We start from the raw sequence: 22,185 nt of genomic DNA on the forward strand, positions 1-22,185 counted from the left end.
GCCGGGGCTCAGGCCGAGGGCGGCGCGCTCTGCGCGGCGTGGGCGAGCATGGCGGCCAGCGTCGCCAGCAGGTCGTCGCGGCCGACGCCGACCGGGTCCGCGACCCAGCGCACGACGACGTCCTCGACCATCACGGCCCACGCCCGCACCATCATCCGCACGGCCGGGGTGTCGACGACGCCGAACGTGGCGAGGCCGTCGGTGCCGGCGGTGTCGAAGATCCGGTCCGTCAGGGCGCCGCGTGCCTCCTCGTAGATCTCACGCATCACCGAGTTGCTGCCGTTGGCGGCGCGCACGAGCGAGACGTAGCCGCGGTGGTTGTGCTCGACGAAGGCGAGGTAGCGGTCCAGCGAGACGAGCAGCCGCGTGCCCAGGTCGGGGTCGTCGACCGGGGCCGTGACGGCGATCAGGTCCGCGGCCGCGCGGCGCACGACCGCCTCGTGGAACTCCTGCTTGTTGCCGAAGTAGTGGTACAGCAGCCCGCGCGAGATCCCCGCCTTCTCGGCGAGCAGGTCGATCGAGAGCTCGTCGAGGTCACGGGTGGAGAGCAGCTCGACCCCGAGGCCCAGCAGCTGCTCCCTGCGGGCCTCGGGGTCGAGACGGGTGCGGGCACCACTGGGGACGCTCATGCCGGACACCCTACTGAACGTCGTTCCAACAAGTCTATTGACTTGCGTTCAACAGCCTGCCTACCGTGAGCGGCATGAGCACCTCCACCGTCGCCGGCGCCACGGGACCGCAGGGGTACGCCGGCCCCCTGCCCGACCACGTCGACGTCCTCGTGATCGGCGCCGGGTTCGCCGGGCTCGCGGTCGCCATCAAGCTCACCGAGGACGGGCGCGACGTGCTCGTCGTCGACAAGGGCGACTCGGTCGGCGGGACCTGGCGCGACAACACCTACCCCGGTGCCGCCTGCGACGTGCCGAGCCAGCTCTACAGCTACTCCTTCGCCCCCGGCGACTGGTCGCGCTCGTTCTCCCCGCAGCCGGAGATCAAGGCGTACCTCGACCGCGTCGCCGCGCGCTCCGGCGTGCTGGACCGCTTCGTGTTCGGCACGAGCGTCGAGCACGCGCAGTGGGAGGCCGACCGTGGCGTCTGGGCGGTACGCACGTCGCGCGGCGACCTCACGGCCGACGTCCTGGTCTCCGGGGCCGGCGGCCTCTCGGAGCCGAAGCTGCCCGACATCGCGGGCATCGACGACTTCGGCGGCGAGATCTTCCACTCCGCCCGCTGGGACCACGACACCGACCTCGCCGGCAAGCGCGTCGCCGTGATCGGCACCGGGGCCTCGGCGATCCAGATCGTCCCCGAGCTGCAGAAGGTCGCGGGCCACCTCGACGTCTACCAGCGCACCGCCCCCTGGGTCCTGCCGCGCCACGACCGCACGTACCCGGGGCTCGAGCGGCTCGCGCTGCGCTCGGTGCCGGGCCTGCAGCGGCTCTACCGCACCGCGATCTACTGGGGCCGCGAGACGTACGTGCCGGCCTTCACCCTCGTGCCCGACCTCGCCAAGCCCGCGGAGCTGCTCGCCCGGGGCAACATCGCGCGCGGCATCAGCGACCCCGACCTGCGGACGAAGGTGACCCCCGACTTCAAGATCGGCTGCAAGCGGATCCTGATCTCCAACGCCTACTACCCCGCCCTCGACGCGGACAACACCGAGCTGGTCACCGACCGGATCGAGCGGATCACCCCGACCGGCATCGTCACCGCCGACGGCACCGAGCGCGAGATCGACGTGCTGGTCGTGGCCACCGGGTTCCACACCACCGACCAACCGATCGCCCACCACGTGGTCGGGCGCGAGGGCCGCTCCCTGGCCGACGTCTGGCGCGAGCACGGCCAGCAGGCGTACCGGGGCACCACCGTCGCCGGCTTCCCCAACTTCTTCCAGGTCGTCGGGCCGAACACCGGCCTCGGGCACTCCTCGATGGTCTTCATCATCGAGTCGCAGGTGGCCTACCTGCGCGACGCCCTGCGGGTGATGGCGCGCAACTCCTACGGCAGCGTCGAGCCCCGCCAGGACGCCCAGGACGACTGGAACGCCCGCCTGCACCAGCGGATGCGACGCACGGTGTGGAGCACCGGCGGGTGCGCGAGCTGGTACCTCGACGAGCACGGCCGCAACACCACCCTGTGGCCGCGCGCCACCTTCACCTTCCGGCTCGGGCTGTCCCGCTTCGACACCCGTGCCTACCGTGTCACCGGGCCGGTCCCCGACCCCGGTGGCGCCGAGCGCCCCACCCCCACCACCACCGAGCGAGAGGTCGTGCCCGCATGAGGACCCTGGACGACAAGGTCGTCGTGATCACCGGAGCCGGATCGGGCATCGGTCGCGCCACCGCGGTCGAGGCCGCGGGCCGCGGCGCCCACCTGGCGGTCTCCGACGTGAACGAGACCGGACTGGCCGAGACCGTCGACCTGCTCAAGGCCGCGGGTGCGCGCACCGTGCGCTCCGACCGCCTCGACGTCTCGCAGCGCGAGGAGATCACGGCGTACGCGTCCGCCGTGGCCGACCAGTTCGGCCGCGTCAACGTGGTCGTCAACAACGCCGGCGTGTCCATGACGGGCAACTTCTCCAAGCTCACCTACGAGCAGATGGAGTGGATCGTCGACATCAACTTCTGGGGCGTCGTCAACGGTACCAAGGAGTTCCTCCCCCACCTGATCGCCTCCGGCGACGGGCACGTCGTGAACATCTCCTCGCTGTTCGGCCTCATCTCGATGCCGGGCCAGACGCTCTACAACGCGACCAAGTACGCCGTGCGCGGCTTCACCGAGGCGTTGCGCGAGGAGATGCTCGTCGGCCGCCACCCCGTCGGCGTCACCGCCGTCCACCCCGGCGGCATCAAGACCGGCATCGTGCGCAACGGCCGGGTCGCCGACGGCGACGACCTCGAGGCGCTCGGACGGCTCTTCGACAAGAAGCTCGCCCGCACCTCGGCCGACGACGCCGGCCGCGCGATCGTCAAGGCCGTCCTGCGCAAGCAGCCCCGCCTGCTGATCGGGGCCGACGCCCACGCCCTGCACCAGATCGGCAAGCTGCTCGGCGCCCGCTACCAGGACGTCTTCGCGGCGGGCGCCAAGCGCGTCCTGCCCTGATCCTGGTCCTGGTCACGGCCTGATCCCGGCCTGATCCGCCGAACGACGCTCGTGGTGCTCCGGAGCCGGTAGGTTCCGGAGCACCATGAGCACGTTGGAGCCCGGGACCCCCGTCGTCGTCGCGATGACCAAGCACGACGGGCGACGGCACTGGGGCTACGAGGCCCGCTTCCTCGGCTCCGACGTCCACGGCGACTGGATCGGCGTGCCCGCCGGCACGCACCACGCCCGGCCCGGGCTCGAGTTCGACTCCGCGGTCGCCACGGTGGCGCTGGTGCCGGCCGACGGGGCGTACGCCTTCCCCGCCGTCAACGCGCCCGGCCTGTGGTGCGACGTCTACGTCGACATGGCCACGCCACCCGCCTGGGACCTCTCCGGGCCGGTGCCCGTCGTGCGCTCGGTCGACCTCGACCTCGACGTGATCCGGCTCGAGGACGGCACCGTCCTCGTCGACGACGAGGACGAGTTCGCGGCCCACCGCGTCGAGATGGACTACCCGCCCGCGCTGGTCGCGCACGCCGAGGCGGCCTGCGCGCAGGTGGTCGCGGCGGTGCGCGCCGGCGCCGCGCCCTTCGACGGGCCCACCGCCGAACGCTGGTTCGCCGTGCTGGACGGGCTGGACGGGCCGTGAGCGCCCACGGTCCGGTCCACCTGCGCCCGCCGTCGCGCCCCGGCCTGGTGCGGCTGCTCAACGTCGTCGCCGTCCTCGGCGCGACCCTGCTCGTGCTGGGCGCGCCCACCTGGTGGTTCATGCACGGCACGGCGCAGGGCTGGACCGAGGACCGTGCCGTCGTGGTCACGCTGGAGGCCGACGCCGAGTGCCGCACCGGTCCGCCGCCCGGGAACCCCCGCACCTGCGAGGCGACGTGGACGGACGCCGACGCGCCCTCCGACGCCACCCCGACCTCCGGCGAGGTCAGCGACCGGTACGGCGGCGACCTGCCGGCCGACGGCGGCACCGTGCAGGCGCGCGTGGTGAGCGAGGGCGGCACCCCGATGGCGTTCGCCGGCTACCACGGCTTCCTGCTGCAGTGGGCGCTCGTCGCCCCCGTGCTGGCCGTCCTCGGGGCGGTGCTGCTGCTCGGCGGTGCGCTCGGGCTCGTGCGCACCGACCCGCGCTGGGCCGCCGCGCGTACCGACCTGCCCGCCCCCGGCGCCCCGGACCCGCCGGACCGGTCCCCGCCGGGCTGAACGTCGGACTCGGCTGCGGACTCAGCTGCGGGTGCGGGTGCGGCTGCGGCGCCGCGGCGTGCGGGCCCGCAGGGGCCCGACCAGGCGGGGGCCGGACAGGCGGCTCTCCAGGCGGCTCGCCTCGCGGCGCAGCGGCTGCGCGACGTACTCCCCGAGGATCACGCCCGAGGCCAGCGCGACCGCGATCGAGGCCGCCTGGATGAGCGCGAGCAGGCCGATCGAGGTCATCGCGCCGCCCTCGGCGAGCAGCGACAGGCCACGGTAGATCGTCAGGCCCGGCAGCATCGGCACGATGGCCGGCACGACGATCACCAGCGGGGGCACACGGACGCGGCCGGCGACGCCGTACGCCACCAGGCCGATGCCGAAGGCCGCGAGCGCGGCCGCCCACACGCGGCTGTCCGAGGCCTCGCGCACGGCGCTGTAGAGCAGGATCGCGGCCGAGGCGACCACGGCGACCGGCACGACGGAGCGCCACGGGGCGTACGAGGCGACCGCGAACGCGGCGGCACAGACGGCGGAGCCGAGCGCCAGCGTGCCGACGCCCTCCCAGCCGGCGCGGCCCGGGTCGATCGGCGAGATCTGCACGCCGACGATGCCGGCGAGCGTCAGGCCGCCGCTGACGCCGGCGATGATCCCGGCCGTCGCCAGCAGCGCCTCCAGCACGCGCGCGCCGCCGGTGACGTAGAACCCGGTGAGCGCGTCCTGGATGGCCGCCATGAACCCGATGCCGGCGAGCAGCATGATGATGTTGGCGGTCACCATCAGGGACACGTCCGCGTCGGGCTCGATCGCGGCGATCCCCACCGCCAGGCTCGCGGCCACGAGCCCGCCGGCGACCTGCTGGTAGAACGCCGGCAGGCGCCGACGCGCCATCTGCACCAGGACCCGGTGGATGAGCACCGCGGCGACGAGCGCGAGGCCGACGACCAGCAGCGAGCCGCCCAGCTGCAGGGTCACGCCGCCGCACATCAGGCCCCAGCTCAGGGTCACGGCCCAACGGGGCAGCTGGTGGCCGGACGACACGATGGTGGCCAGGCGGCTGCGTGCCTCCATCAGGTCGACGCGGTCGCGCAGCACGTCGGTGACGAGGCGGTCGACCCGGGTCAGGTCGTCGTAGTCGATCTCCCGGTGCTTGACCTGCCGCATCTGCGTGATCGGCGGGTCGCCCGGGTCGGGCTGGTACGACATCGCCAACGAGGTGAACGTCACGTCGATCTCCGGGTGCCGGATGCCGAGGTGCAGCGCGACGGACTGCATCGTCGCGGTCACGTCGGCGGCCCCGGCGCCCGAGGAGAGCAGCAGCTCCCCGATCTTCAGGCAGAGGTCGAGCGTCAGGTTCGTCGTTCGGGTGTCGGTCGGTTCGGCGGACACACGCGCATGCTCGCACGGCGCCCGAGGAGGGACCGATCCGTGGACGGGTGTGGTTGGCTTCGCCCGTGCGCATCGACTTCCACGGATCGCCCCGACCCACCCTGGGGGTGGAGTGGGAGCTCGCGCTCGTGGACCGGGAGACGCGGGACCTGGCGAACCGCGCCCACGAGGTGCTGGAGACCGCGCGGGGCCGCATGGACGACCCGAAGCTGCTGCACGCAGAGCTGCTGCGCAACACCGTCGAGATCGTCTCCGGCGTCAGCTCCTCGGTCGCCGAGGCCATGGCCGACGTCGACGGGACGCGACGTGCCGTGGCCACCGCGGCGGCCGAGCACTCCTGCGACCTCTTCGGCGCGGGCACGCACCCGTTCGCCTCCTGGTCGACCCAGCTGCTGAGCCCCGGGCACCGCTACGAGGAGCTCATCAACCGCACCCAGTGGTGGGGCCGCCAGATGCTGATCTGGGGCGTGCACGTCCACGTGGGGCTGCCGGTGAAGGAGCGGGTGATGCACGTGCTCTCCGCGATGCTCACCTACTACCCGCACCTGCAGGCCCTCTCGGCCTCCTCGCCGCTGTGGGCGGGCACCGACACCGGGTACGCCTCCAACCGGGCGCTGATGTTCCAGCAGCTGCCCACCGCCGGTCTGCCGTTCCAGTTCGAGCGGTGGGAGGAGTTCGAGGCCTTCGCCCACGACCAGCTCACCACCGGCGTGATCGACGACCTCTCCGAGATCCGCTGGGACGTCCGCCCCGCCTGCCACCTCGGCACGCTGGAGAACCGGATCGCCGACGGCGTCTCGAACCTCACCGAGCTGGCCGCGCTCACCGCGCTGACGCACTGCCTCGTGGTGGACCTCGACGAGCGGATCGCCGCCGGCGAGCGACCGGCCGTCCTGCCGCCCTGGCACGTGCAGGAGAACAAGTGGCGCACGGCGCGCTACGGCCTCGACGCGATCATCATCCTCGACGCGCGCTCGCGCGAGCGGCTCGTCACCGACGACCTGGACGACCTGCTCGAGCGCCTCGAGCCCGTGGCCCGTCGCCTCGAGTGCGTCGACGAGCTGCGCTCGGTCGCGGACATCGCGCGGCGGGGCGCCTCGTACCAGCGCCAGCGCGCCGTGGCCGCCGCCACCGGCGGCGACCTGGTCGCGGTGGTCGACTCGGTCGTGCGCGAGCAGCGCGACGGCCTGGCGCCGCCGGACGCCACCCGCTGACGGGGCGCCCGGGCGCAGGTCATCGGAGCGCGACCCTCCCCAGGAGCGCTCGCACCGGCGCGTGCCTGTGCCCCGGGCGATTGCCCGCCGCGCACCATGCGACCTGGGCGTCGAGCACAGCGACGGCCTCGGCCGGCCCCATCGGCCGGCTCCGCCCGGCCGGTCTGCGCCGTCCGCCGAGGGGCTGCCCCGCCACGGCGTGGGACGCCGGGCCCGGGGCCGCACCCAGGGCGACCAGCTGCTGCACCGCGGCCCACTGCTCGACCGTCGCCGGGGCCATCAGCGTCTCGTCGATCGCCAGACGCGCGAGACGGCGGCCGTCGTCGCCGAGGAAGCCGGCCCAGACGCCGGCCTTGTCCGGCGGGGGGAAGTCGACGGCAGCGACCGCCGCATACGGCACCACCCGTCCTCGCGTGCGGATCACCCGCTCGGCCGGCGAGAGGGTGAGCGGTGGGAGGAGGGCTCGGGCTAGCAGGAACAGCGCCGCCACGCCCAGGCCGGTCAGGGCCATCACCCAGGGCGCCTCGCCCGAGGCGACCACGGCGATCGCCGTCACCGAGACGATGATCCCGACGCAGAACCAGAACCATCGCCCCAGGCCGCGGTTGCACCGGACCATCGCTGGTGGAACCACGCCCACCCCCTAGTCGCGCACCGGGGGCAGCGCGTCGGTCGCGGCGAGCGCCTCCATGCCCGTCACCTCGAGCAGGTCGGCGACCACGGAGCGCATCTGCGCCAGCATCGTCTCGACGCTGAGCTCCGTGGTGCGCTCCAGACGTCCGGAGCCGGCCGCCGCGGCGAGCAGCGCGGGCCGGGCCGCCTCGGCCATCCGGTTCTGCGCCAGCTCGGCCGCGACCAGGTCGGCGGCCGAGGCGATCTCGCGGCACAGCGCGGAGTACGCCGGCGGGACCTCGCGCCGGTGGTACGCCGCGACCGCCGTGCGCCGCACCAGCACCCGGGTGCTGCGCAGCGCCTTGTCCAGCGGCTCCACCAGCTCCGACATCTGCCGCAGGCCCGGCCGGTGGCGCGAGCGGAACGGTGAGGAGGCGACGACCGACATGCCCTCGTCGGCGGCGTCCTGGAGCTCGCGGATCAGGTAGTCGGTGGCCCGGGCGTCGGCGAGCACGTCGAAGGCCCGGTCGCTGTCGCCGTCGACCATGACCTCCGCGGCCGCGCGCAGCAGCCCCGCGACCTTCCGGGCGACCACGGCCGCCTGCTCGCGGGGCCGACGCAGGGGCGCGGACGGCACGAGCGTCGCCGCGAGCAGGGCAACGGCACCGCCGATCAGGGCGTCGGTCCAGCGGACGAACGCCGTGCCCGGCTCGGGCACCAGGGTCGCGACGAAGATCCCCTGGACGCCGGCCTGCATGACGATGAGCGGGCCGCCGTCGACGATGACCGCGGTCGACATGGCCAGCACCACCACCAGCGCGAGCTGCCAGGCCCCGGCGCCGATCTGCAGCACCATCAGGTCGGCGATGAGGATCCCGACCGCCACCCCGACCGCGACCTCCGCCACGCGCCGCAACCGCTGGGCGTACGACGTGCCCAGGCACAGCACGGCGGCGACGGGCGCGAAGAAGGGGTGCTCGTGGCCCAGGACGTCGGCGGCGACGAACCACGCGACCCCCGCGGCGACCGCGCACTGCGCGATCTGGAAGCGCTTCGAGCGCCAGCGCGCCAGCCGGGCGCGCAGCGAGAGCCGGCTCTTCGACCAGATCCGGTCGACCGGGATGCCCTCCACCTCGCGGATTCTGCCAGAGCGACGGCGAGTGACGGCGGCCGTCGCCCCGGCAGGGCGGTCGGACCTCAGCGCACCCGCGGGCCGCCGCCGACCGACGACGACTGGTGCGCCCACCGCAGCGCGACCTGCAGGTCGGCCAGGTCGCGGTACCAGGTCTCGACCTCCGCGATGCAGACCGCGACCTGCACCTCGGTGTCGTACTCCGTGCACTCCGCCGTCGACTCCGAGAGCGTCGGTGGGAACAGCGCGGAGCCGTCGTAGTGGTGGATCCCGAAGCCGTTGCCGGCGTCGCCGGTCACCTCCACGATCGTGTCGCCCGGCGGCACCCAGCCCCGGTTCGGTGCCGCGCCCGGCGCCTCGGCCGCACCGGCGCTGCCGCTCAGCGCCACCGCGCCGCCGACGACCGCCAGCGCCGTCACCGCGCCCAGCAGCGCCCCGGTCCACGTCGTCCGCTCCATCTCGTCCCCCTTCGTCCGTGCGCCGGTGTCTCCGGCGCGACGCGGACGACGTTAGGGACGCCGCGCGCCGGCCGGCCCCGCCCGGGACGGGGATGGGGAGAGGTGCGTCGCCGCGTCCGTCTGGGGAGCGGAACCGGGCCGGCGGGCGTACCGCGTCGTGCGGCGCAAGCCGCGACTCGGCGCGCCCGACCGCGGCGCAAGCCGCAACTCGACGCGCTCCACCGCGGCGCAAGCCGCGACTCGACGTCAGTAGACGGGGACCGACACGGTGGTGGTGCAGCCGGCGGCGACGGAGGCCAGGGCGCTCTTCTCCGCGGAGTCCACGCTCAGGCCCCAGCGGTGCTTCACGGAGACCCACTCCGTCACGTAGCGGCAGGCGTACCCCGCCGGAGGCATCCACTCGGCCGGGTCCTGGTCGCTCTTCGAGCGGTTGGTCGAGGCACTGACAGCGATGAGCGAGCCGTAGAAGTCGAGGTCGTTGGCGTACGCCTCCCGCTTGCCCGCCGACCAGCCCGACGCGCCCGAGTCCCACGCCTCGGCGAGGGGCACCATGTGGTCGATGTCGAGGTCGGAGGCCGACGAGTAGCTCGTGGCGTCGTAGTAGGAGAACCAGCGTCCGCCCGAGATCGAGCAGCCCGAGCCCACGCTCGGCGCGTCCTCGGCCTCCTCGATCAGCACCTCCGCGCGCGTGGCGCAGCCGTCGCCGTCCGCGTCGACCCAGTGCTCGAACAGGTCGCGGTCGTAACCGGTGCGGCTCTCCGTGGCGACCGGCAGGTCGGCGACCGCCTGCGCGATCGGCGCGCTGTAGGTCGCCGCGTGCGCCGCGGGCGGCTGCACGAGCACGAGACCGACCAGGGCCAGCGCGAGGGCGGTCAGCACCCGCGCGAGGACGGTGCCGGTGGGGGTGGGGGTGGTACGTCGCGCCCCGAGGCGCGCGGTCGTGTCACGCATGTCGTCAGCTCCCGAGATGTCGCCGGATGTGTGCGTCGGACCCCACCCTGCGACGGCGGCACCTCGTTCGGGAACCCCCGCCGGGAGAACGCCGTGTAACGCTTCGGTGCGGCGATACGTTGTGAGCCACGACACGATCGCCGCACCACCAGCAGAGACGAGGCCCCGTGGGCGCACCGCTCGACCCGACCGCCGCGGCGTTCCTCTTCGCCGAGAACCGCAACATGCCGATGCACGTGGGCGCCCTGCAGCTGTTCGAGCCGCCGGCCGACGCGGGGCCGGAGTACACCGCCGACCTGGTGCGACGGGCGCGGGCGACCGAGGACCTCGCGCCGCTGTTCCTCCAGCACCCGCACCGCTCGCTGACGACCGCCGGCCAGTGGACCTGGCGGCCCGACGCGCAGTTCGACATCGAGCACCACGTGCGCCACGACGCGCTGCCCCGGCCGGGCCGCGTGCGCGAGCTGCTCGACCTCTGCGGGCGCCTGCACGGCACGCGGCTGGCGCTCGAGCGGCCGCTGTGGGAGTGGCACCTCGTCGAGGGGCTGGCCGACGGACGGATGGCCACCTACTCCAAGATGCACCACTCGCTGCTCGACGGCGTCGCGGCGATGCGCCTGCTGCAGAGCGTGCTCAGCGAGGACCCCGACGAGCGCGGCACGCCCCTGCCCTGGGCACGCCGCGACCGGCCGGGCCGGTCCGACCGGCCGGGCCGGTCCGACGACACCGACGGCCCGCACGGCTCCGGCCACTCCGGGCTCGCCGTGGTGCCGGCCCACGCGCTGCGCTCGGCGCTGGCCGTCGCCGGCGAGGCGGCCGGGATGCCGACGTCGCTGGTGCGCACCCTGAGCCGCGGCGTGCGCAACCAGACGTCGGCCGTCAGCTTCTACTCCCCGCGCACGCTGCTGAACCGCACCATCACGGGCTCGCGACGCTTCGCGGCGCAGGACTGGCCGCTCGAGCGCCTGCGGGCGATCGGCCGGGCCTCGGGCACCACCATCAACGACGTGGTGCTGGCGATGTGCTCGGGCGCGCTGCGCACCTACCTCACGGAGCTGCACGCGCTGCCCGACCAGACCCTGACGGCGATGGTGCCGGTCTCGTTCCGGCGCGCCGAGGCGGGCACCGCCTCCGACGCGGGAGGCAACGCCGTGGGCGCCGTCATGGTGCGCCTCGGCACCGACCTGGGCGACCCGGCCGCCCGGCTGGCCGCGGTGCGCGACTCGATGCTGGAGGGCAAGGACGCGCTGGGGTCGATGAGCAACGCTCAGGCCCTCGCGATGACGGCCCTGGGGCTGGCGCCGGCCGTGGTGCTGCCGCTGCTGCGGCTGCAGGGCGTGGCCCGGCCACCGTTCAACCTCATCATCTCCAACGTGCCGGGCCCCGACTCGACGCGCTGGTTCGAGGGCGCGCGCATGGTGGGGATGTACCCGTTGTCGATCCCGCTGCACGGCATCGCGCTCAACATCACCTGCACGTCCTACGACGGCCGGATGGGCTTCGGGCTCACCGGCTGCCGCCGCACGGTGCCGCGCCTGCAGCGCCTGCTGGGCTTCCTCGACGACGAGGTGCGCGCGCTCGAGGCCGCCGTCGGCATCTCCTGAGGGCCACCCGGGGCCTCAGCCCTCGGCGTACCCGCCCCCCACCGTCGCGGCGACCGCGCGCAGCCGCGCGCGGGTGATGTCGGCGACCGAGCGGAACCCGGCGTCGTGGGCCGGCGTGCCGGGCCGCACGGGCTCGCCCGCGTTGACGCTGAGGCAGGTGCGGGTGCCCCCGTCGGCCGCGTTGAGCAGCGCGACGGCGTGCCCGGTGGTCCCGCTGCCCGCGAAGGGGTCGAGCACCCGGGCGTCGGCGGGGTACGTGGCGACCACGCGCCGCAGCAGCCCGGTCGGCTTCGGCGAGTCGAAGGCCTTGCCGACCAGGGCCCGCACCTCGCCGGCGGCCGTGTCGGTCGAGCCGACCTCCTCGGCCGTCCAGATCGTCGTCAGCTTCTTGCGCCGGTCGTCCCCGAGCCAGTCGCGCTGGAAGACGTCGACCCGCTCCCCCAGGCGCCCGCGCACGACCCGGCAGACGAGGTCGTCGGAGCGCTCCGCGACCAGGGCGGCCGACCAGCGCCACACCGCGGGCGCGCCGTCACCGAACACCGGCCGCACCTCCACGGACCCCTCGAACGGCTCGGTCGCGACGCGGCCGCCGGCCGGGTCGCCGTGCAGCGTGTGGTGCAGCGTCGGGACGCTGCCGGGGTGGAACTTCTTGTTCGTGTTGCGCAGCGGCAGCAGCCGGAACCGGCGCCCGTCGGGCAGCTCGTGGGAGAAGTCGCGCGGGTCGACCGTCTCGGCGCTCGTGGGGTCGAGGACGCACGCGCGGGGGTCGCGGGCCACGACCAGCAGGTACTCGTGGCTCGTCGCGAACCCGCGCCCCAGCTGACGGCCCTTCGGGTTGAGGTTGACCACCACCTGGGCGAGGAAGGCGCGCTCCCCGAACACCTCGTCGAGCAGCAGGCGCAGGTGGGCGACCTCGTGGTCGTCGATGCTGCAGAAGAGCGCGCCGGTGGGGCGCAGCACCCGGCGTACGTGCTCCAGCCGCGGGCGCATCATCGCCACCCACGCGGCGTGCCGCGTGGCCCGTGCGCCGTCGCGGAAGTCGTCGCGGTAGGCCAGCGAGGTGGCCCGGTTGTAGGGCGGGTCGAGGTAGGCCACGTCGAACGACGCGTCGTCCAGGCCGGCGAGGACGTCGAGGTTGTCACCCTCGACGAACGTGTTCCACGGCTCCCCCACGGGCTCATCATGCCGCGCCCGCACCGTCGGGGCGTCGTCCTAGGGTGGTCGTCGTGTCTGCTCCACCCCTGCTGACGATCGACCGCGACCTCACCGACCCCGACGTGGTGGCCCTGCTCGCCTCGCACCTGGCCGACATGCGGGCGGTCTCGCCGCCCGAGTCGGTGCACGCCCTCGACCTGGACGCCCTGCGGGCCGACGACATCACCTTCCTGGTCGCCCGCGACGCCGACCACGACGGCGCCGCGGGCGCCCTGCTGGGCGTCGGGGCCCTCAAGGTGCTCGACGACCCCGACGAGCCCGGCGGCCACGGCGAGGTCAAGTCGATGCGCACGACGCACGCCGCCGTACGCCGCGGGGTCGCGACCGCGGTGCTCCTGCGGCTGCTGGAGGTCGCGCGGGAACAGGGCCTGGGCCGCGTCAGCCTGGAGACGGGCGCCGAGCCGTTCTTCGAGCCCGCCCGCCGCTTCTACGCCCGGCACGGCTTCACCCCGTGCCCGCCGTTCGTCGGCTACGCGGCCGACCCGAACAGCGTCTTCCTCAGCCGCGCCGTCTGAGCCGCTCGCGCAGCGCCTTCGGACCGACGCCCGGACCTGCCTCGAGCGCCGCGGGGCCTCCGCCCGACGCCCCCGGGGAGCCGTCCGCCGGCACCGCGGGCACGATCCGGCCCAGGTCGGCGTGCGCGACCAGGTCGGCCAACGGCGTCTCGTCGGGCGGGTAGGCCGCCACCGGGGTCGTGCCGGTCATCACGACGTAGACCTTGGACCCGCCGGGGGCCAGCTCGAGCACCCCGCCGTCGACGAGGCCGGACGCGTGCGCCACGGCCTGGCGCCGTGCGCGCAGCAGCCCCGCCCGCCGCGCGGCCGCCTGGGCGGCCTGGCGACCCCCCTTGTCCCAGGCCAGCTTGGCCTGCGGTCCGTACCTCACGGCGAGCGCGGCCCCGGCCGCCGCCACCTTCGCCGCCCGCTTCGGGTCGATTCGTGCCATGTCCCCATCCTTGCTCGGTCATCATGGGCGCGTGGGGAGGAACGAGCGCCGCGAGGAGCGGGAACGCCGGCGCTGGGCGGCGGAGATGACCCGTCGGCTCGAGGAGCTGGACCGGATCGACCGCGAGCACGGGTTGGGCACGCTGCCCGCGGCCGTGCCCCCGGGCCGGCGCGGTCGGCGCGGTCGTCGGGGCGGGCGGAGCAGCCGTGGACGCCACCCCCACGCCCTCACCCTGCGCGGCGCGGTGCCCGCCGGGATCGTGGTGGTGCTGCTCGTCGGCGTCGCGGTGGCCCTCGCGCCGGCGACGGCGCCGCTGCGCGACTGGCTGGGGCTGGGCCGCTACGGCGACCGCCCGGCGTACGTCGACGGCGACGGGACGTACGCCTTCGTGCTCACGCAGCCGGGCTCCGACGAGCCGGTCGGCTACGACCCCTGCACCGACGTCGAGGTCGCGATCAACCCCGAGAACGCCCCCGAGGACCACCGCGAGCTGGTCGACGTGGCGCTGGCGCGGATCAGCGAGGCCTCCGGGCTGCGCATGGTCGTGGTCGGCGACACCGACGACCGCGACATCGACTCGCGCGGCAGCGGCTTCGGTCCCGCCCCGCCGGTGCTGGTCGCGTGGGCCGACGAGGACGAGGTCGACGACCTGGCCGGCGCCGTGGCCGGGATCGGCGGCAGCGCGGCCTCCGAGGTCGGCGGCCGGCTGGGCTTCGTGACCGGCATCGTGGTGCTCGACGTCGACGCGTTCGAGCAGATGGCCGACCAGGGGCTCGACGAGGCGCGGCAGGCCGTGGTCGACCACGAGTTCGGCCACGTGGTCGGCCTCGACCACGTCGACGACCCCGGCGAGCTGATGTACCCCGAGACCCGCGTGACGTCGTTCGGGCCCGGCGACCTCGAGGGGCTGGGCCGCCTCGGCTCCATCGCGTGCCGCTGAGCCGAACTCGGGCGAGCCGTGCCCCAGGGGGTAGCCTGCCCGGTGCTGTCCGGCGGACGCCCGCCACCGATCCACGGAGGAGCCACCGCATGTCCCGCCCACGCACCACGAGCGCCGCGTGACGGCCGGGGAGCCCGTCGAGGACGCCCAGGGCCGGCTGCCCGCCGAGGTCGGTCGCTCGCTGGCCGACATCGCGCGCAGCAACGGGCTGCGGCAGGTCGGCGGCCGTCCGCGGCTGGGGGCCTACGTCTCCGCGCTCGTCGAGCGCCGCCACTTCGTGTGGGTGCTCTCGCGCTCCCAGGCGTACGCGCAGAACCAGGACAGCTACCTGGGTCAGGCGTGGAACATCCTCAACCCGCTCATCAACGGCGCGGTCTACCTCGCCGTCTTCGGGCTGGTGCTGCGCACGGACCGCGGCGTGGACAACTTCATCGCGTACCTGCTCGTCGGCATCTTCATCTTCCAGTTCATGCAGCGCACGCTGACGATGGGCTCGAAGGCCGTGACCTCCAAGCTCGGGCTCGTGAACTCGCTGCAGTTCCCCCGGGCCCTGCTGCCGATCTCCGTGGTGCTCACCGAGCTGATCGTGCTGCTGCCCACGGTGGCGGTGCTGCTGGTGCTGATGCCGATCACGGGCGAGCCGATCACGCTGTGGTGGCTGGCGCTGCCGGGCGCCGTCGGCCTGATGTACCTCTTCGGCACGGGCGCGGCGTTCATCCTCGCCCGCCTCGTCGTCGAGGTCCGCGACCTGGCCAACCTCGTGCCGTTCGTGATGCGCGCGATGCTCTACTTCTCGGGCGTCTTCTTCTCGATCAGCTCGTACACGTCCGGCTTCCTCGGGGCGGTGCTGGAGTACCAGCCGTTCGCCGTCTACATCCAGCTGGTGCGCACCTGCGTGATGGTCGAGGCCGACCCGTCGTGGCAGCTGTGGACCGCCGGCGCCGTGTGGGCCGTGCTGACGCTGCTGGTCGGGTTCGTCTACTTCTGGCGGGCGGAGGCGAAGTACGGCCGTGGCTGAGACCGCAGGGACCACCCAGACCACCCCGACCGCTCCCGGGGCCGCCCCGGACGCCCGGGACGCCGCCGACCTCGCCGGTCGGCCCGTGCTCGTCGTCGACGATGTGCACCTGAGCTACAAGACCTTCGGCGGTCGACGTCGCAGCGGCTCGAAGCTGCCGGGCTGGGCGCGCGGCGTCGGCCAGGGCGTCGGCGCCGTCGACACCGTGCACGCGGTGAAGGGCGTCTCGTTCGTCGCCCACCACGGCGAGTCGATCGGCCTGATCGGGCACAACGGCTCCGGCAAGTCGACGCTGCTGCGGGCGGTCGCCGGGGCGCTGCCCGTGACGTCGGGCGCCATCTACACCGACGGCATCGCCTCGCTGCTCGGCGTCTCCGGCGCCCTCATCAACAACCTCTCCGGCGAGCGCAACATCATCCTGGGCTGCCTCGCGCTCGGGCTGAAGCCGAAGGACGTGCGACGCCACTACGAGGAGGTCGTCGACTTCGCCGACATCGGCGACTTCGTCCAGCTGCCGATGTCCGCCTACTCCTCCGGCATGGGCGCGCGGCTGCGGTTCGCGATCTCGACGGCGGCCTCGCCCGACATCCTCATGATCGACGAGGCGCTGGCCACCGGCGACGCCGCGTTCAAGGCGCGCTCGCAGGAGCGGATCGACGAGATCCGGGAGCGGGCCGGCACGGTGCTGCTGGTCAGCCACTCCATGAACTCCATCCGCGAGACCTGCGACCGGGTGCTGTGGCTCGACTCGGGCGTGCTGCGCGCCGACGGGCGTCCCGACGAGGTCATCGACGCCTACCTGGAGTCGCAGCGCGCGAAGGTCGAGGCCCGCAAGACCGCGGTCGAGGTGCCTGCCGACGGTGCCGCCCCGCTGCGCAGCACCAAGCCGCCGTTCTTCGTGGGCGCGCCCCACGTGGAGAGCCGGCTCGAGGGCCGCAACGGCACCTGGTCGCCGATCTGGGCGACGTCCTTCCGCTACCAGTGGCTGGCCGACGGCGAGCCGATCCCGGGCGCGACGGCGAAGCGGATCACGCTGTCGCAGGCCCAGGTCGGCGCGCGGATCAGCCTGCGGGTGACGGCGTCGCGCGACGGGTTCCTCGACGGCACGGCGACCTCGGAGCCCTCGGCCCCGGTCACGCTGCTGCCCCCGCTGGTCGTGACCGAGCAGCCCGGCCTCGTGGTGCTGCCGCGCGTCGGCGCCACGCTCGAGGGCCACGACGGCGCCTGGGCGGTCGGCGGCGCCGAGGCGGCCGACGGGGCGGACGCCGCCGCGGGGTCCGGCGAGCCGGTCGAGCCCGTCGTCCACCACCAGTGGCTGGCCGACGGCGAGCCGATCCCCGGGGCGACCGAGCGGTCCTTCACGCTCACGGCCGACCAGGTCGGCACGCGCGTCAGCCTGCGGGTGACGGCCACCCGCGACGGTTGCGCGGACGGCACGGCGATCACCCTCGAGACGGACGAGGTGCGCGCCTGACGGCTGCGCCGACGCGCTCGGTGGCGTCGACGTTGCGCAGGAAGCCCGCGCCCCACGACAGGTGCATGGTCATCACGACGACCGGCAGCCAGGCGCGCGAGCGGGGCGGCAGGTCGCGCCCCTCCGGGAACGACGCGGCGGTGACGGCGGTGGCGTACCCCAGCGGGAGCAGCCAGCCGGCCTTCAGCGTCCGCGAGCCCGTGAGCGACCCCAGGACGCCGGCGACGACACCGCCGGCGACGGCCGCGGTCGCGACCGGCGGCGCGAGGTAGCGCGGCGACGCGGTCTCCGGGTAGTGCTCGACCACCCGCCGGCGCCACCGGCCGGAGTGGTGGAACTGGCGCACGAGGGCACGCACGGTGCGGCGCGGGCGGTAGGTGACGGCGAGCGACGGGTCGAACCAGACGACCTCGCCGGCGGCGCGGATGCGGTGGTTGAGCTCCCAGTCCTGCGCGCGGCGGTAGGTCGGGTCGTAGCCGCCCAGCCGCTCCAGCACGTCGCGGCGGAAGGCGCCGAGGTAGACGGTCTCCGCGGGACCGGGCTCGCCGCCGACGTGGAAGCGGGAACCGCCGATCCCGATCCGCGAGCTCATCGCGACGGCGACGGCGCGCCCGAAGTCGTCCTCGCCCTCGACCTGCATGCGGCCGCCGACGTTCGCCGCTCCCGTGCTCTCGAGGAGGCCGACGACGTGGCGCACGTAGCCCTCGGGCAGGAAGCCGTGGGCGTCGACGCGCACGACGTACGCGTGCCGCGTGGCCTCCAGGGCCGCGTTGAGGGCCCGCGGCGTGGTGCCGCTCGGGTTGGCCACCACGCGCACCCGCGGGTCGGCCGCGGCCAGGTCGGCGGCGATCTGCTCGGTGCGGTCGGCCGAGGGCCCCACGGCGAGGACGAGCTCGAGCTCGCCCTCGTAGGCCTGGTCGAGCACGCGGGCCACGGAGTCCGCGAGGTACGGCTCCTCGTTGAGCACCGGCATCACGACCGAGACTCCGGGCAGGGCGGGGGCGGGGGTCGCGGACATCGCCGGGAGTCTACGGGTCCGCCGCGGCGCGGGACGCCTCAGATCCAGCCGAGGCGGCGTGCGGTCGCGCAGGCGTCGTGCCGGTTGGCGGCGCCGAGCTTGGTGCTCGCGCTGGACAGGTAGTTGCGCACCGTGCCCGGCGACAGCGAGGCCCGGCGGGCGATCTCCTCGATCGGGGCGCCGTCCGCCGCCAGCTCGAGGACGTCCGCCTCGCGCGGCGTCAGGGGGCTGTCCCCCGCGCTGATCGCCTCGGCGGCCAGCTCCGGGTCGACGTGACGGCCACCGTCGTGCACCTTGCGGATCACCTCGCCCAGCGTGGTCGCCGACGTCGTCTTGGGCAGGAAGCCGCGTACGCCGACCGCCAGCGCCCGCTTGAGGTGACCGGGCCGTCCGTGGCTGGTGACGATGACGCTGGAGCAGGCCGGCATGCGGGCGGCGAGCTCCTCCGCGACCTCGATGCCGTCGAGCGGTCGGGGACCGCGGCCGGGCATCTGCAGGTCCAGGACGGCCACGTCGGGCTCCACCTTGAGCGCCACGGCGAGGGCCTCGTCGCCGCTGGCGGCCTGCGCCACGACCTCGATGTCGTCCTGCAGGCCCAGCATCTGGGCGAGCGCCTCGCGGATGAGGTTCTCGTCGTCGGCCAGCAGCACCCGGATCGTCATGCCCGCTCCACTTCTGGCCGCGTCGTCGCGGCCGGCTGCGCCGGCAGCACGGCCGCCAGCTCGAACCCGTCCCGGCCCCGGCCGGTCTCGACCCGGGCGCCCAGCGGCGCCAGCCGCTCGCCGAGGCCCAGGATGCCGGAGCCCCCGCCACCGGTGGTCGCGGCGGCCCCCTCGCTCGCACCGTCGCCCACGCCGTCGTTGGCGACCACGAGCCGGCCGGCCCCGGCGCGACCGGGCTCCCACCGGATCTCCACGCGCGTCGCCGACGAGTGCCGCAGCACGTTGGTGACGGCCTCGCGGATCACCCAGCCCGCGGGCTCGTGCCACGGCCGCGGCACACCGGTGAGGTCGTGGTCGCAGGCGATGCCGGCGGAGGCGAGCAGCGAGCGAGCGCCCTCGAGCTCGGTGGCGAGGTCGGTGCGGCGGTAGCCGCGGGCCAGCGCCCGCGCCTCGCGCAGCGCCTCCTGCGCCGCGGCCCGCACCTCGAGCATCTCCCCCGCCGCCCGGTCGTCACCACGCTCGGCGAGGGTGGCGGCCAGCTCGGAGCGCACCGCGATGGTCGAGAGGTGGCGCCCGAGCACGTCGTGGACGTCGCGGGAGAACCGCAGCCGCTCCTCGGCGACCGCCAGCTGCCCCTGCGCCTGGCGGGCCTCGTCGAGCTCGGTCACGACGTCGAGCAGCCACAGCGAGGCGCGCAGGGTGAAGAGGAAGAAGGCGTACAGCACCACGGCCATCGCGATCGCCGGTCGGTTCGTGCCGTGCAGCAGCAGGCCGGCCGCGACGACGGCGACGCCGGTGCCCACCGAGACGACCCGATCGCGCACGGCCCCGACGCCCCAGGCCAGCGCGCTGGCCACGATCGCCAGCAGCATGATCCGCGGGTCGGCCGGGATCGCGAGGCCGGCGGCGACGGCGGCCGCGGCGACGACGGCGTTCACCGCCACGGCGCGGCGCACGGCGGGCGACTCCAGCCGCGGGCGCGGGTGCGCGAAGGTGACCCGCAGACCGTGGGTCGCGGCCAGGCCGACCGCCAGGGTCACGCCGAGCACGACGACCGCGCTGACGGGCCGCTCGAGCACCCGCGGCTCCAGCGCGAGCAGGGTCAGGCTCATCCACCAGACGAAGAAGTACAGGCTGATCTTGGTGTACAGCTCCACCCGCTGGACGTCCGTGCGGCGGGTCCAGAACCCGTTCCAACGGCCCATCGGACCTCGCCCTCCCCTCCGGTGTCCGCTCGACGCGAGCGGTGCGCAGGCGACCATCATGGCCGCCTGCGCACCCTCGCCCTCCGCACCCCCGTGCCGGAGGTGTCCGTCCGCGCGTCAGCCGCGCGGCTCCCAGCGCATCGAGCGTCGGGTCAGCACCACGGCGAGGGCGGCCCAGGCCACGAGGGCCGCGAGGGGCTGCGCCGAGGCGACGAACGAGTCGGTGAACGACACGGCCGTGCCGTCGACCTCCTGGCCGAACCAGCCGATCCGCACGATGGCGTCGATCGCGGCGCCGGGCGTCCAGGCCAGCACGTCGTGGGCGCGCTCGGGCAGGATCTGCCACAGCGAGCCGACGATGGCGACGAGCAGGACGGGCATCGAGGTCAGCTGGGCGGCCTCGGCGTTCTTGGTCCACGCGGCCGTCCAGAAGGCCAGGCCGGCGAAGGTCACGGCCACGACCACGAGCCCGACGGCGAGCACGACGGGGTTGCTCGGCATGGGCTGGCCGAGCGCGAGCGCGGCGCCCACCCCGAGCAGCGAGACGATGCCGAAGGTGACGACGCCGGGCAGCGCCATCGAGACCAGCTGGTCGCGGTCGGTGGCCTCGCCGGTGCGCAGGCGCTTGAGCACCAGCTCGTCACGGCGGGTCACCGTCAGCGAGAGCAGGTTGTAGTACACCGGGAACAGGGCGGCCAGCAGGACCACCTGGCCGATGGACGAGATGCCGGCGGCCTCGCTGCCGCGGTCGGCGGCCAGCAGGAACGCCAGCGGCGCGAGCGGCAGGAGCAGGGCGTACGCCAGCGTCATCCGGTTGCGGGTCAGCAGCAGCGCGTTGGCCCGCGCCATGCCGAGCACGCGGCGCATCCCGGAGCCGGAGCGACGGTCGGGGGCGGCGGGGTCGAAGTCGCCGGCGCCCTCCGCGGCGGAGCGGTAGGAGGCGGGGGTCAGGTCGATGGTGCTCATGGGTCAGGCTCCCTTCGGGGTGGCCGGGGCGCGGCGGTCGTCGTGGCCGCCGTCGGCGATCGCGAGGAACACCGACTCGAGGCTGGCGGTGCGGGCGTCGAGCCCGTCGATGCGGACCCGCTCGTCGCGCGCCCAGTCGAGCAGCGCGGTGAGGGTGGTCTGGAGGTCCACGGTCGCGAGCACCGTGCGGGGCTCGTCGGCCGAGGCGGGCTCGACGGTGGCGCCGGGGAGGTTCGGCAGCGCGCGGTCGAGGCGGTCGAACGTGATGGTGGAGGGGTGGCCGTCGGCGATCTCGCCGGCGGTGCCGCTGCGCACGATCAGGCCGCCGTGCATGATCTCGAGGCGGTCGGCCAGGGCCTCGGCCTCGTCGAGATAGTGGGTCGTGATGAGCACCGAGGCGCCGGCGGCGCGCAGGCCGCGCACCAGGCGCCACACCTCGCGGCGGCTCTCCGGGTCCAGGCCGGTGGTCGGCTCGTCGAGGAAGACGAGCTCGGGGCGGCCCATCAGCGTGCAGGCCAGGTCGAGGCGCCGGCGCTCGCCTCCGGACAGCGCGCTGACCTTGACGGCCGAGCGGTCGCGCAGGTCGAGCATCTCGAGCGCCTCGGCGACGGGGCGCGGCGTGCTCAGCGTCGAGTGCCACAGGCGGGCGGTCTCCTCGACCGTGAGGTCGCCGGAGAAGCCGCTGGACTGCAGCAGCACCCCGGTGCGCCGGCGCAGCTCGCGGCGGTCGGCGATCGGGTCCAGCCCGAGCACCTCCACCTCGCCGCCGCTGGCGCGGCCGAGGCCCTCGATCACCTCGAGGGTCGAGGTCTTGCCGGCGCCGTTGGTGCCGAGCAGGGCGGTGACGGTGCCGACCGGGACGGTGAGGTCGACGCCGCGGACGGCCTCGAAGGCGTCGGAGCCCGTGCCGTAGGTGCGGCGCAGGCCGCGGACCGCGATGGCGGGCGCCTGACCGGACCGCTGGTCGACGGGTGCGGCCGCTGCGGAGCGGGGGTCGTGTGTCGTGGTCATGGCTCCACCCTCCCGCGGACCGGGCGCCGGTGGCAGTGCACGACCTCACGGGTTCGCCGCCGTCCCTCACGGGCCGCCCATGACATTCCTCAT

23 protein-coding genes are annotated in these 22,185 nt (G+C 74.6%); 10 read left to right on the plus strand and 13 right to left on the minus strand.

Annotation, left to right across the window (positions count from 1 at the left end):
• Window positions 1-8: 8 nt before the first annotated feature.
• A complete protein-coding gene (locus tag RDV89_RS12780; protein WP_315733435.1) occupies window positions 9-629 on the minus strand; it encodes a TetR/AcrR family transcriptional regulator in 621 nt (206 codons plus the stop codon).
• A gap of 74 nt (window positions 630-703) precedes the next feature.
• On the opposite strand from RDV89_RS12780, the gene RDV89_RS12785 reads away from it, so the two are divergent.
• The 4 genes from RDV89_RS12785 (at window position 704) to RDV89_RS12800 (ending at window position 4,293) form a co-directional block, all read left to right on the plus strand.
• Window positions 704-2,281, plus strand: coding sequence for a flavin-containing monooxygenase (locus RDV89_RS12785; protein ID WP_315733436.1), 1,578 nt, complete (start codon window positions 704-706; stop codon window positions 2,279-2,281).
• Complete coding sequence (locus RDV89_RS12790; protein ID WP_315733437.1) at window positions 2,278-3,102, plus strand: SDR family NAD(P)-dependent oxidoreductase; 825 nt, start codon at window positions 2,278-2,280, stop codon at window positions 3,100-3,102. Before RDV89_RS12785 ends, RDV89_RS12790 begins: the two co-directional genes overlap by 4 nt.
• An 85-nt stretch (window positions 3,103-3,187) precedes the next feature.
• A complete protein-coding gene (locus RDV89_RS12795; protein ID WP_315733438.1) occupies window positions 3,188-3,733 on the plus strand; it encodes a DUF402 domain-containing protein in 546 nt (181 codons plus the stop codon).
• Window positions 3,730-4,293 (plus strand): hypothetical protein, encoded by a 564-nt coding sequence (locus RDV89_RS12800; protein WP_315733439.1) that lies wholly within the window; start codon window positions 3,730-3,732, stop codon window positions 4,291-4,293. Before RDV89_RS12795 ends, RDV89_RS12800 begins: the two co-directional genes overlap by 4 nt.
• A gap of 21 nt (window positions 4,294-4,314) precedes the next feature.
• Here the strand turns inward: RDV89_RS12800 and RDV89_RS12805 are convergent, their stop codons facing one another.
• Window positions 4,315-5,667 carry a threonine/serine exporter family protein gene (locus RDV89_RS12805; protein ID WP_315733440.1) on the minus strand — a complete coding sequence of 451 codons (1,353 nt, stop codon included), beginning with the start codon at window positions 5,665-5,667 and terminating at the stop codon, window positions 4,315-4,317.
• Between the two features lie 65 nt (window positions 5,668-5,732).
• On the opposite strand from RDV89_RS12805, the gene RDV89_RS12810 reads away from it, so the two are divergent.
• A complete protein-coding gene (locus tag RDV89_RS12810) occupies window positions 5,733-6,881 on the plus strand; it encodes a glutamate--cysteine ligase (protein ID WP_315733441.1) in 1,149 nt (382 codons plus the stop codon).
• A gap of 19 nt (window positions 6,882-6,900) precedes the next feature.
• Here the strand turns inward: RDV89_RS12810 and RDV89_RS12815 are convergent, their stop codons facing one another.
• The 4 genes from RDV89_RS12815 to RDV89_RS12830 all read right to left on the minus strand — a co-directional run bounded on the left by RDV89_RS12815 (window position 6,901) and on the right by RDV89_RS12830 (window position 10,034).
• Window positions 6,901-7,515: a hypothetical protein gene (locus RDV89_RS12815; protein WP_315733442.1), complete on the minus strand. Its 615-nt coding sequence runs from the start codon at window positions 7,513-7,515 to the stop codon at window positions 6,901-6,903.
• Between the two features lie 9 nt (window positions 7,516-7,524).
• Window positions 7,525-8,625 carry an FUSC family protein gene (locus RDV89_RS12820; RefSeq protein WP_315733443.1) on the minus strand — a complete coding sequence of 367 codons (1,101 nt, stop codon included), beginning with the start codon at window positions 8,623-8,625 and terminating at the stop codon, window positions 7,525-7,527.
• 65 nt (window positions 8,626-8,690) lie between these two features.
• Entirely contained in the window at window positions 8,691-9,083 is a 393-nt protein-coding gene (locus RDV89_RS12825; RefSeq protein WP_315733444.1) for a hypothetical protein, read from the minus strand.
• A 246-nt stretch (window positions 9,084-9,329) separates the two neighbouring features.
• A complete protein-coding gene (locus RDV89_RS12830; protein ID WP_315733445.1) occupies window positions 9,330-10,034 on the minus strand; it encodes an HNH endonuclease family protein in 705 nt (234 codons plus the stop codon).
• A 167-nt stretch (window positions 10,035-10,201) separates the two neighbouring features.
• Between RDV89_RS12830 and RDV89_RS12835 the strand changes: the two genes are divergently transcribed.
• The gene (locus RDV89_RS12835) at window positions 10,202-11,638 is read left to right on the plus strand and encodes a WS/DGAT/MGAT family O-acyltransferase (protein ID WP_315733446.1); all 1,437 of its coding nucleotides are present in this window, start codon (window positions 10,202-10,204) and stop codon (window positions 11,636-11,638) included.
• Between the two features lie 15 nt (window positions 11,639-11,653).
• On the opposite strand, the gene RDV89_RS12840 is transcribed toward RDV89_RS12835, so the two are convergent.
• Window positions 11,654-12,811, minus strand: coding sequence for a site-specific DNA-methyltransferase (locus RDV89_RS12840; RefSeq protein ID WP_315733447.1), 1,158 nt, complete (start codon window positions 12,809-12,811; stop codon window positions 11,654-11,656).
• A 53-nt stretch (window positions 12,812-12,864) separates the two neighbouring features.
• Here RDV89_RS12840 and RDV89_RS12845 point away from each other — a divergent pair, with 53 nt between their 5' ends.
• Window positions 12,865-13,368: a GNAT family N-acetyltransferase gene (locus RDV89_RS12845; RefSeq protein WP_315733448.1), complete on the plus strand. Its 504-nt coding sequence runs from the start codon at window positions 12,865-12,867 to the stop codon at window positions 13,366-13,368.
• On the opposite strand, the gene RDV89_RS12850 is transcribed toward RDV89_RS12845, so the two are convergent.
• Entirely contained in the window at window positions 13,352-13,798 is a 447-nt protein-coding gene (locus tag RDV89_RS12850; RefSeq protein ID WP_315733449.1) for a hypothetical protein, read from the minus strand. The two genes, RDV89_RS12845 and RDV89_RS12850, sit on opposite strands and share 17 nt — an antisense overlap.
• 31 nt (window positions 13,799-13,829) lie before the next feature.
• Between RDV89_RS12850 and RDV89_RS12855 the strand changes: the two genes are divergently transcribed.
• The 3 genes from RDV89_RS12855 (at window position 13,830) to RDV89_RS12865 (ending at window position 17,230) form a co-directional block, all read left to right on the plus strand.
• Complete coding sequence (locus RDV89_RS12855; RefSeq protein ID WP_315733450.1) at window positions 13,830-14,738, plus strand: matrixin family metalloprotease; 909 nt, start codon at window positions 13,830-13,832, stop codon at window positions 14,736-14,738.
• A 118-nt stretch (window positions 14,739-14,856) separates the two neighbouring features.
• Window positions 14,857-15,756: an ABC transporter permease gene (locus tag RDV89_RS12860; protein WP_315733451.1), complete on the plus strand. Its 900-nt coding sequence runs from the start codon at window positions 14,857-14,859 to the stop codon at window positions 15,754-15,756.
• Window positions 15,749-17,230, plus strand: coding sequence for an ABC transporter ATP-binding protein (locus tag RDV89_RS12865; protein ID WP_315733452.1), 1,482 nt, complete (start codon window positions 15,749-15,751; stop codon window positions 17,228-17,230). The genes RDV89_RS12860 and RDV89_RS12865 overlap by 8 nt, the downstream gene beginning before the upstream one ends.
• Here RDV89_RS12865 and RDV89_RS12870 read toward each other — a convergent pair.
• The 5 genes from RDV89_RS12870 to RDV89_RS12890 all read right to left on the minus strand — a co-directional run bounded on the left by RDV89_RS12870 (window position 17,199) and on the right by RDV89_RS12890 (window position 22,092).
• On the minus strand, window positions 17,199-18,248 hold the full coding sequence (locus tag RDV89_RS12870; RefSeq protein ID WP_315733453.1) for a glycosyltransferase family 2 protein: 1,050 nt from the start codon (window positions 18,246-18,248) through the stop codon (window positions 17,199-17,201). The genes RDV89_RS12865 and RDV89_RS12870 overlap by 32 nt on opposite strands.
• Before the next feature lie 38 nt (window positions 18,249-18,286).
• Window positions 18,287-18,910 carry a response regulator gene (locus tag RDV89_RS12875; RefSeq protein ID WP_315733454.1) on the minus strand — a complete coding sequence of 208 codons (624 nt, stop codon included), beginning with the start codon at window positions 18,908-18,910 and terminating at the stop codon, window positions 18,287-18,289.
• Entirely contained in the window at window positions 18,907-20,115 is a 1,209-nt protein-coding gene (locus RDV89_RS12880; protein ID WP_315733455.1) for a sensor histidine kinase, read from the minus strand. Before RDV89_RS12880 ends, RDV89_RS12875 begins: the two co-directional genes overlap by 4 nt.
• Before the next feature lie 117 nt (window positions 20,116-20,232).
• Complete coding sequence (locus RDV89_RS12885; protein ID WP_315733456.1) at window positions 20,233-21,081, minus strand: hypothetical protein; 849 nt, start codon at window positions 21,079-21,081, stop codon at window positions 20,233-20,235.
• Between the two features lie 3 nt (window positions 21,082-21,084).
• Window positions 21,085-22,092, minus strand: coding sequence for an ABC transporter ATP-binding protein (locus RDV89_RS12890; protein ID WP_315733457.1), 1,008 nt, complete (start codon window positions 22,090-22,092; stop codon window positions 21,085-21,087).
• Window positions 22,093-22,185 lie beyond the last annotated feature (93 nt).

Source organism: Nocardioides imazamoxiresistens (genome assembly GCF_032378595.1).
Lineage (GTDB): Bacteria > Actinomycetota > Actinomycetes > Propionibacteriales > Nocardioidaceae > Nocardioides > Nocardioides imazamoxiresistens.

Bases quoted from the DNA above. Each gene is read 5' to 3' on its own strand.
- RDV89_RS12890 (WP_315733457.1), bottom strand. From the start codon at position 22,092: ATGACCACGACACACGACCCCCGCTCCGCAGCGGCCGCACCCGTCGAC.
- RDV89_RS12785 (WP_315733436.1), top strand. From the start codon at position 704: ATGAGCACCTCCACCGTCGCCGGCGCCACGGGACCGCAGGGGTACGCC.
- RDV89_RS12780 (WP_315733435.1), bottom strand. From the start codon at position 629: ATGAGCGTCCCCAGTGGTGCCCGCACCCGTCTCGACCCCGAGGCCCGC.
- RDV89_RS12825 (WP_315733444.1), bottom strand. From the start codon at position 9,083: ATGGAGCGGACGACGTGGACCGGGGCGCTGCTGGGCGCGGTGACGGCG.
- RDV89_RS12870 (WP_315733453.1), bottom strand. From the start codon at position 18,248: ATGTCCGCGACCCCCGCCCCCGCCCTGCCCGGAGTCTCGGTCGTGATG.
- RDV89_RS12880 (WP_315733455.1), bottom strand. From the start codon at position 20,115: ATGGGCCGTTGGAACGGGTTCTGGACCCGCCGCACGGACGTCCAGCGG.
- RDV89_RS12875 (WP_315733454.1), bottom strand. From the start codon at position 18,910: ATGACGATCCGGGTGCTGCTGGCCGACGACGAGAACCTCATCCGCGAG.
- RDV89_RS12830 (WP_315733445.1), bottom strand. From the start codon at position 10,034: ATGCGTGACACGACCGCGCGCCTCGGGGCGCGACGTACCACCCCCACC.
- RDV89_RS12790 (WP_315733437.1), top strand. From the start codon at position 2,278: ATGAGGACCCTGGACGACAAGGTCGTCGTGATCACCGGAGCCGGATCG.
- RDV89_RS12795 (WP_315733438.1), top strand. From the start codon at position 3,188: ATGAGCACGTTGGAGCCCGGGACCCCCGTCGTCGTCGCGATGACCAAG.
- RDV89_RS12850 (WP_315733449.1), bottom strand. From the start codon at position 13,798: ATGGCACGAATCGACCCGAAGCGGGCGGCGAAGGTGGCGGCGGCCGGG.
- RDV89_RS12885 (WP_315733456.1), bottom strand. From the start codon at position 21,081: ATGAGCACCATCGACCTGACCCCCGCCTCCTACCGCTCCGCCGCGGAG.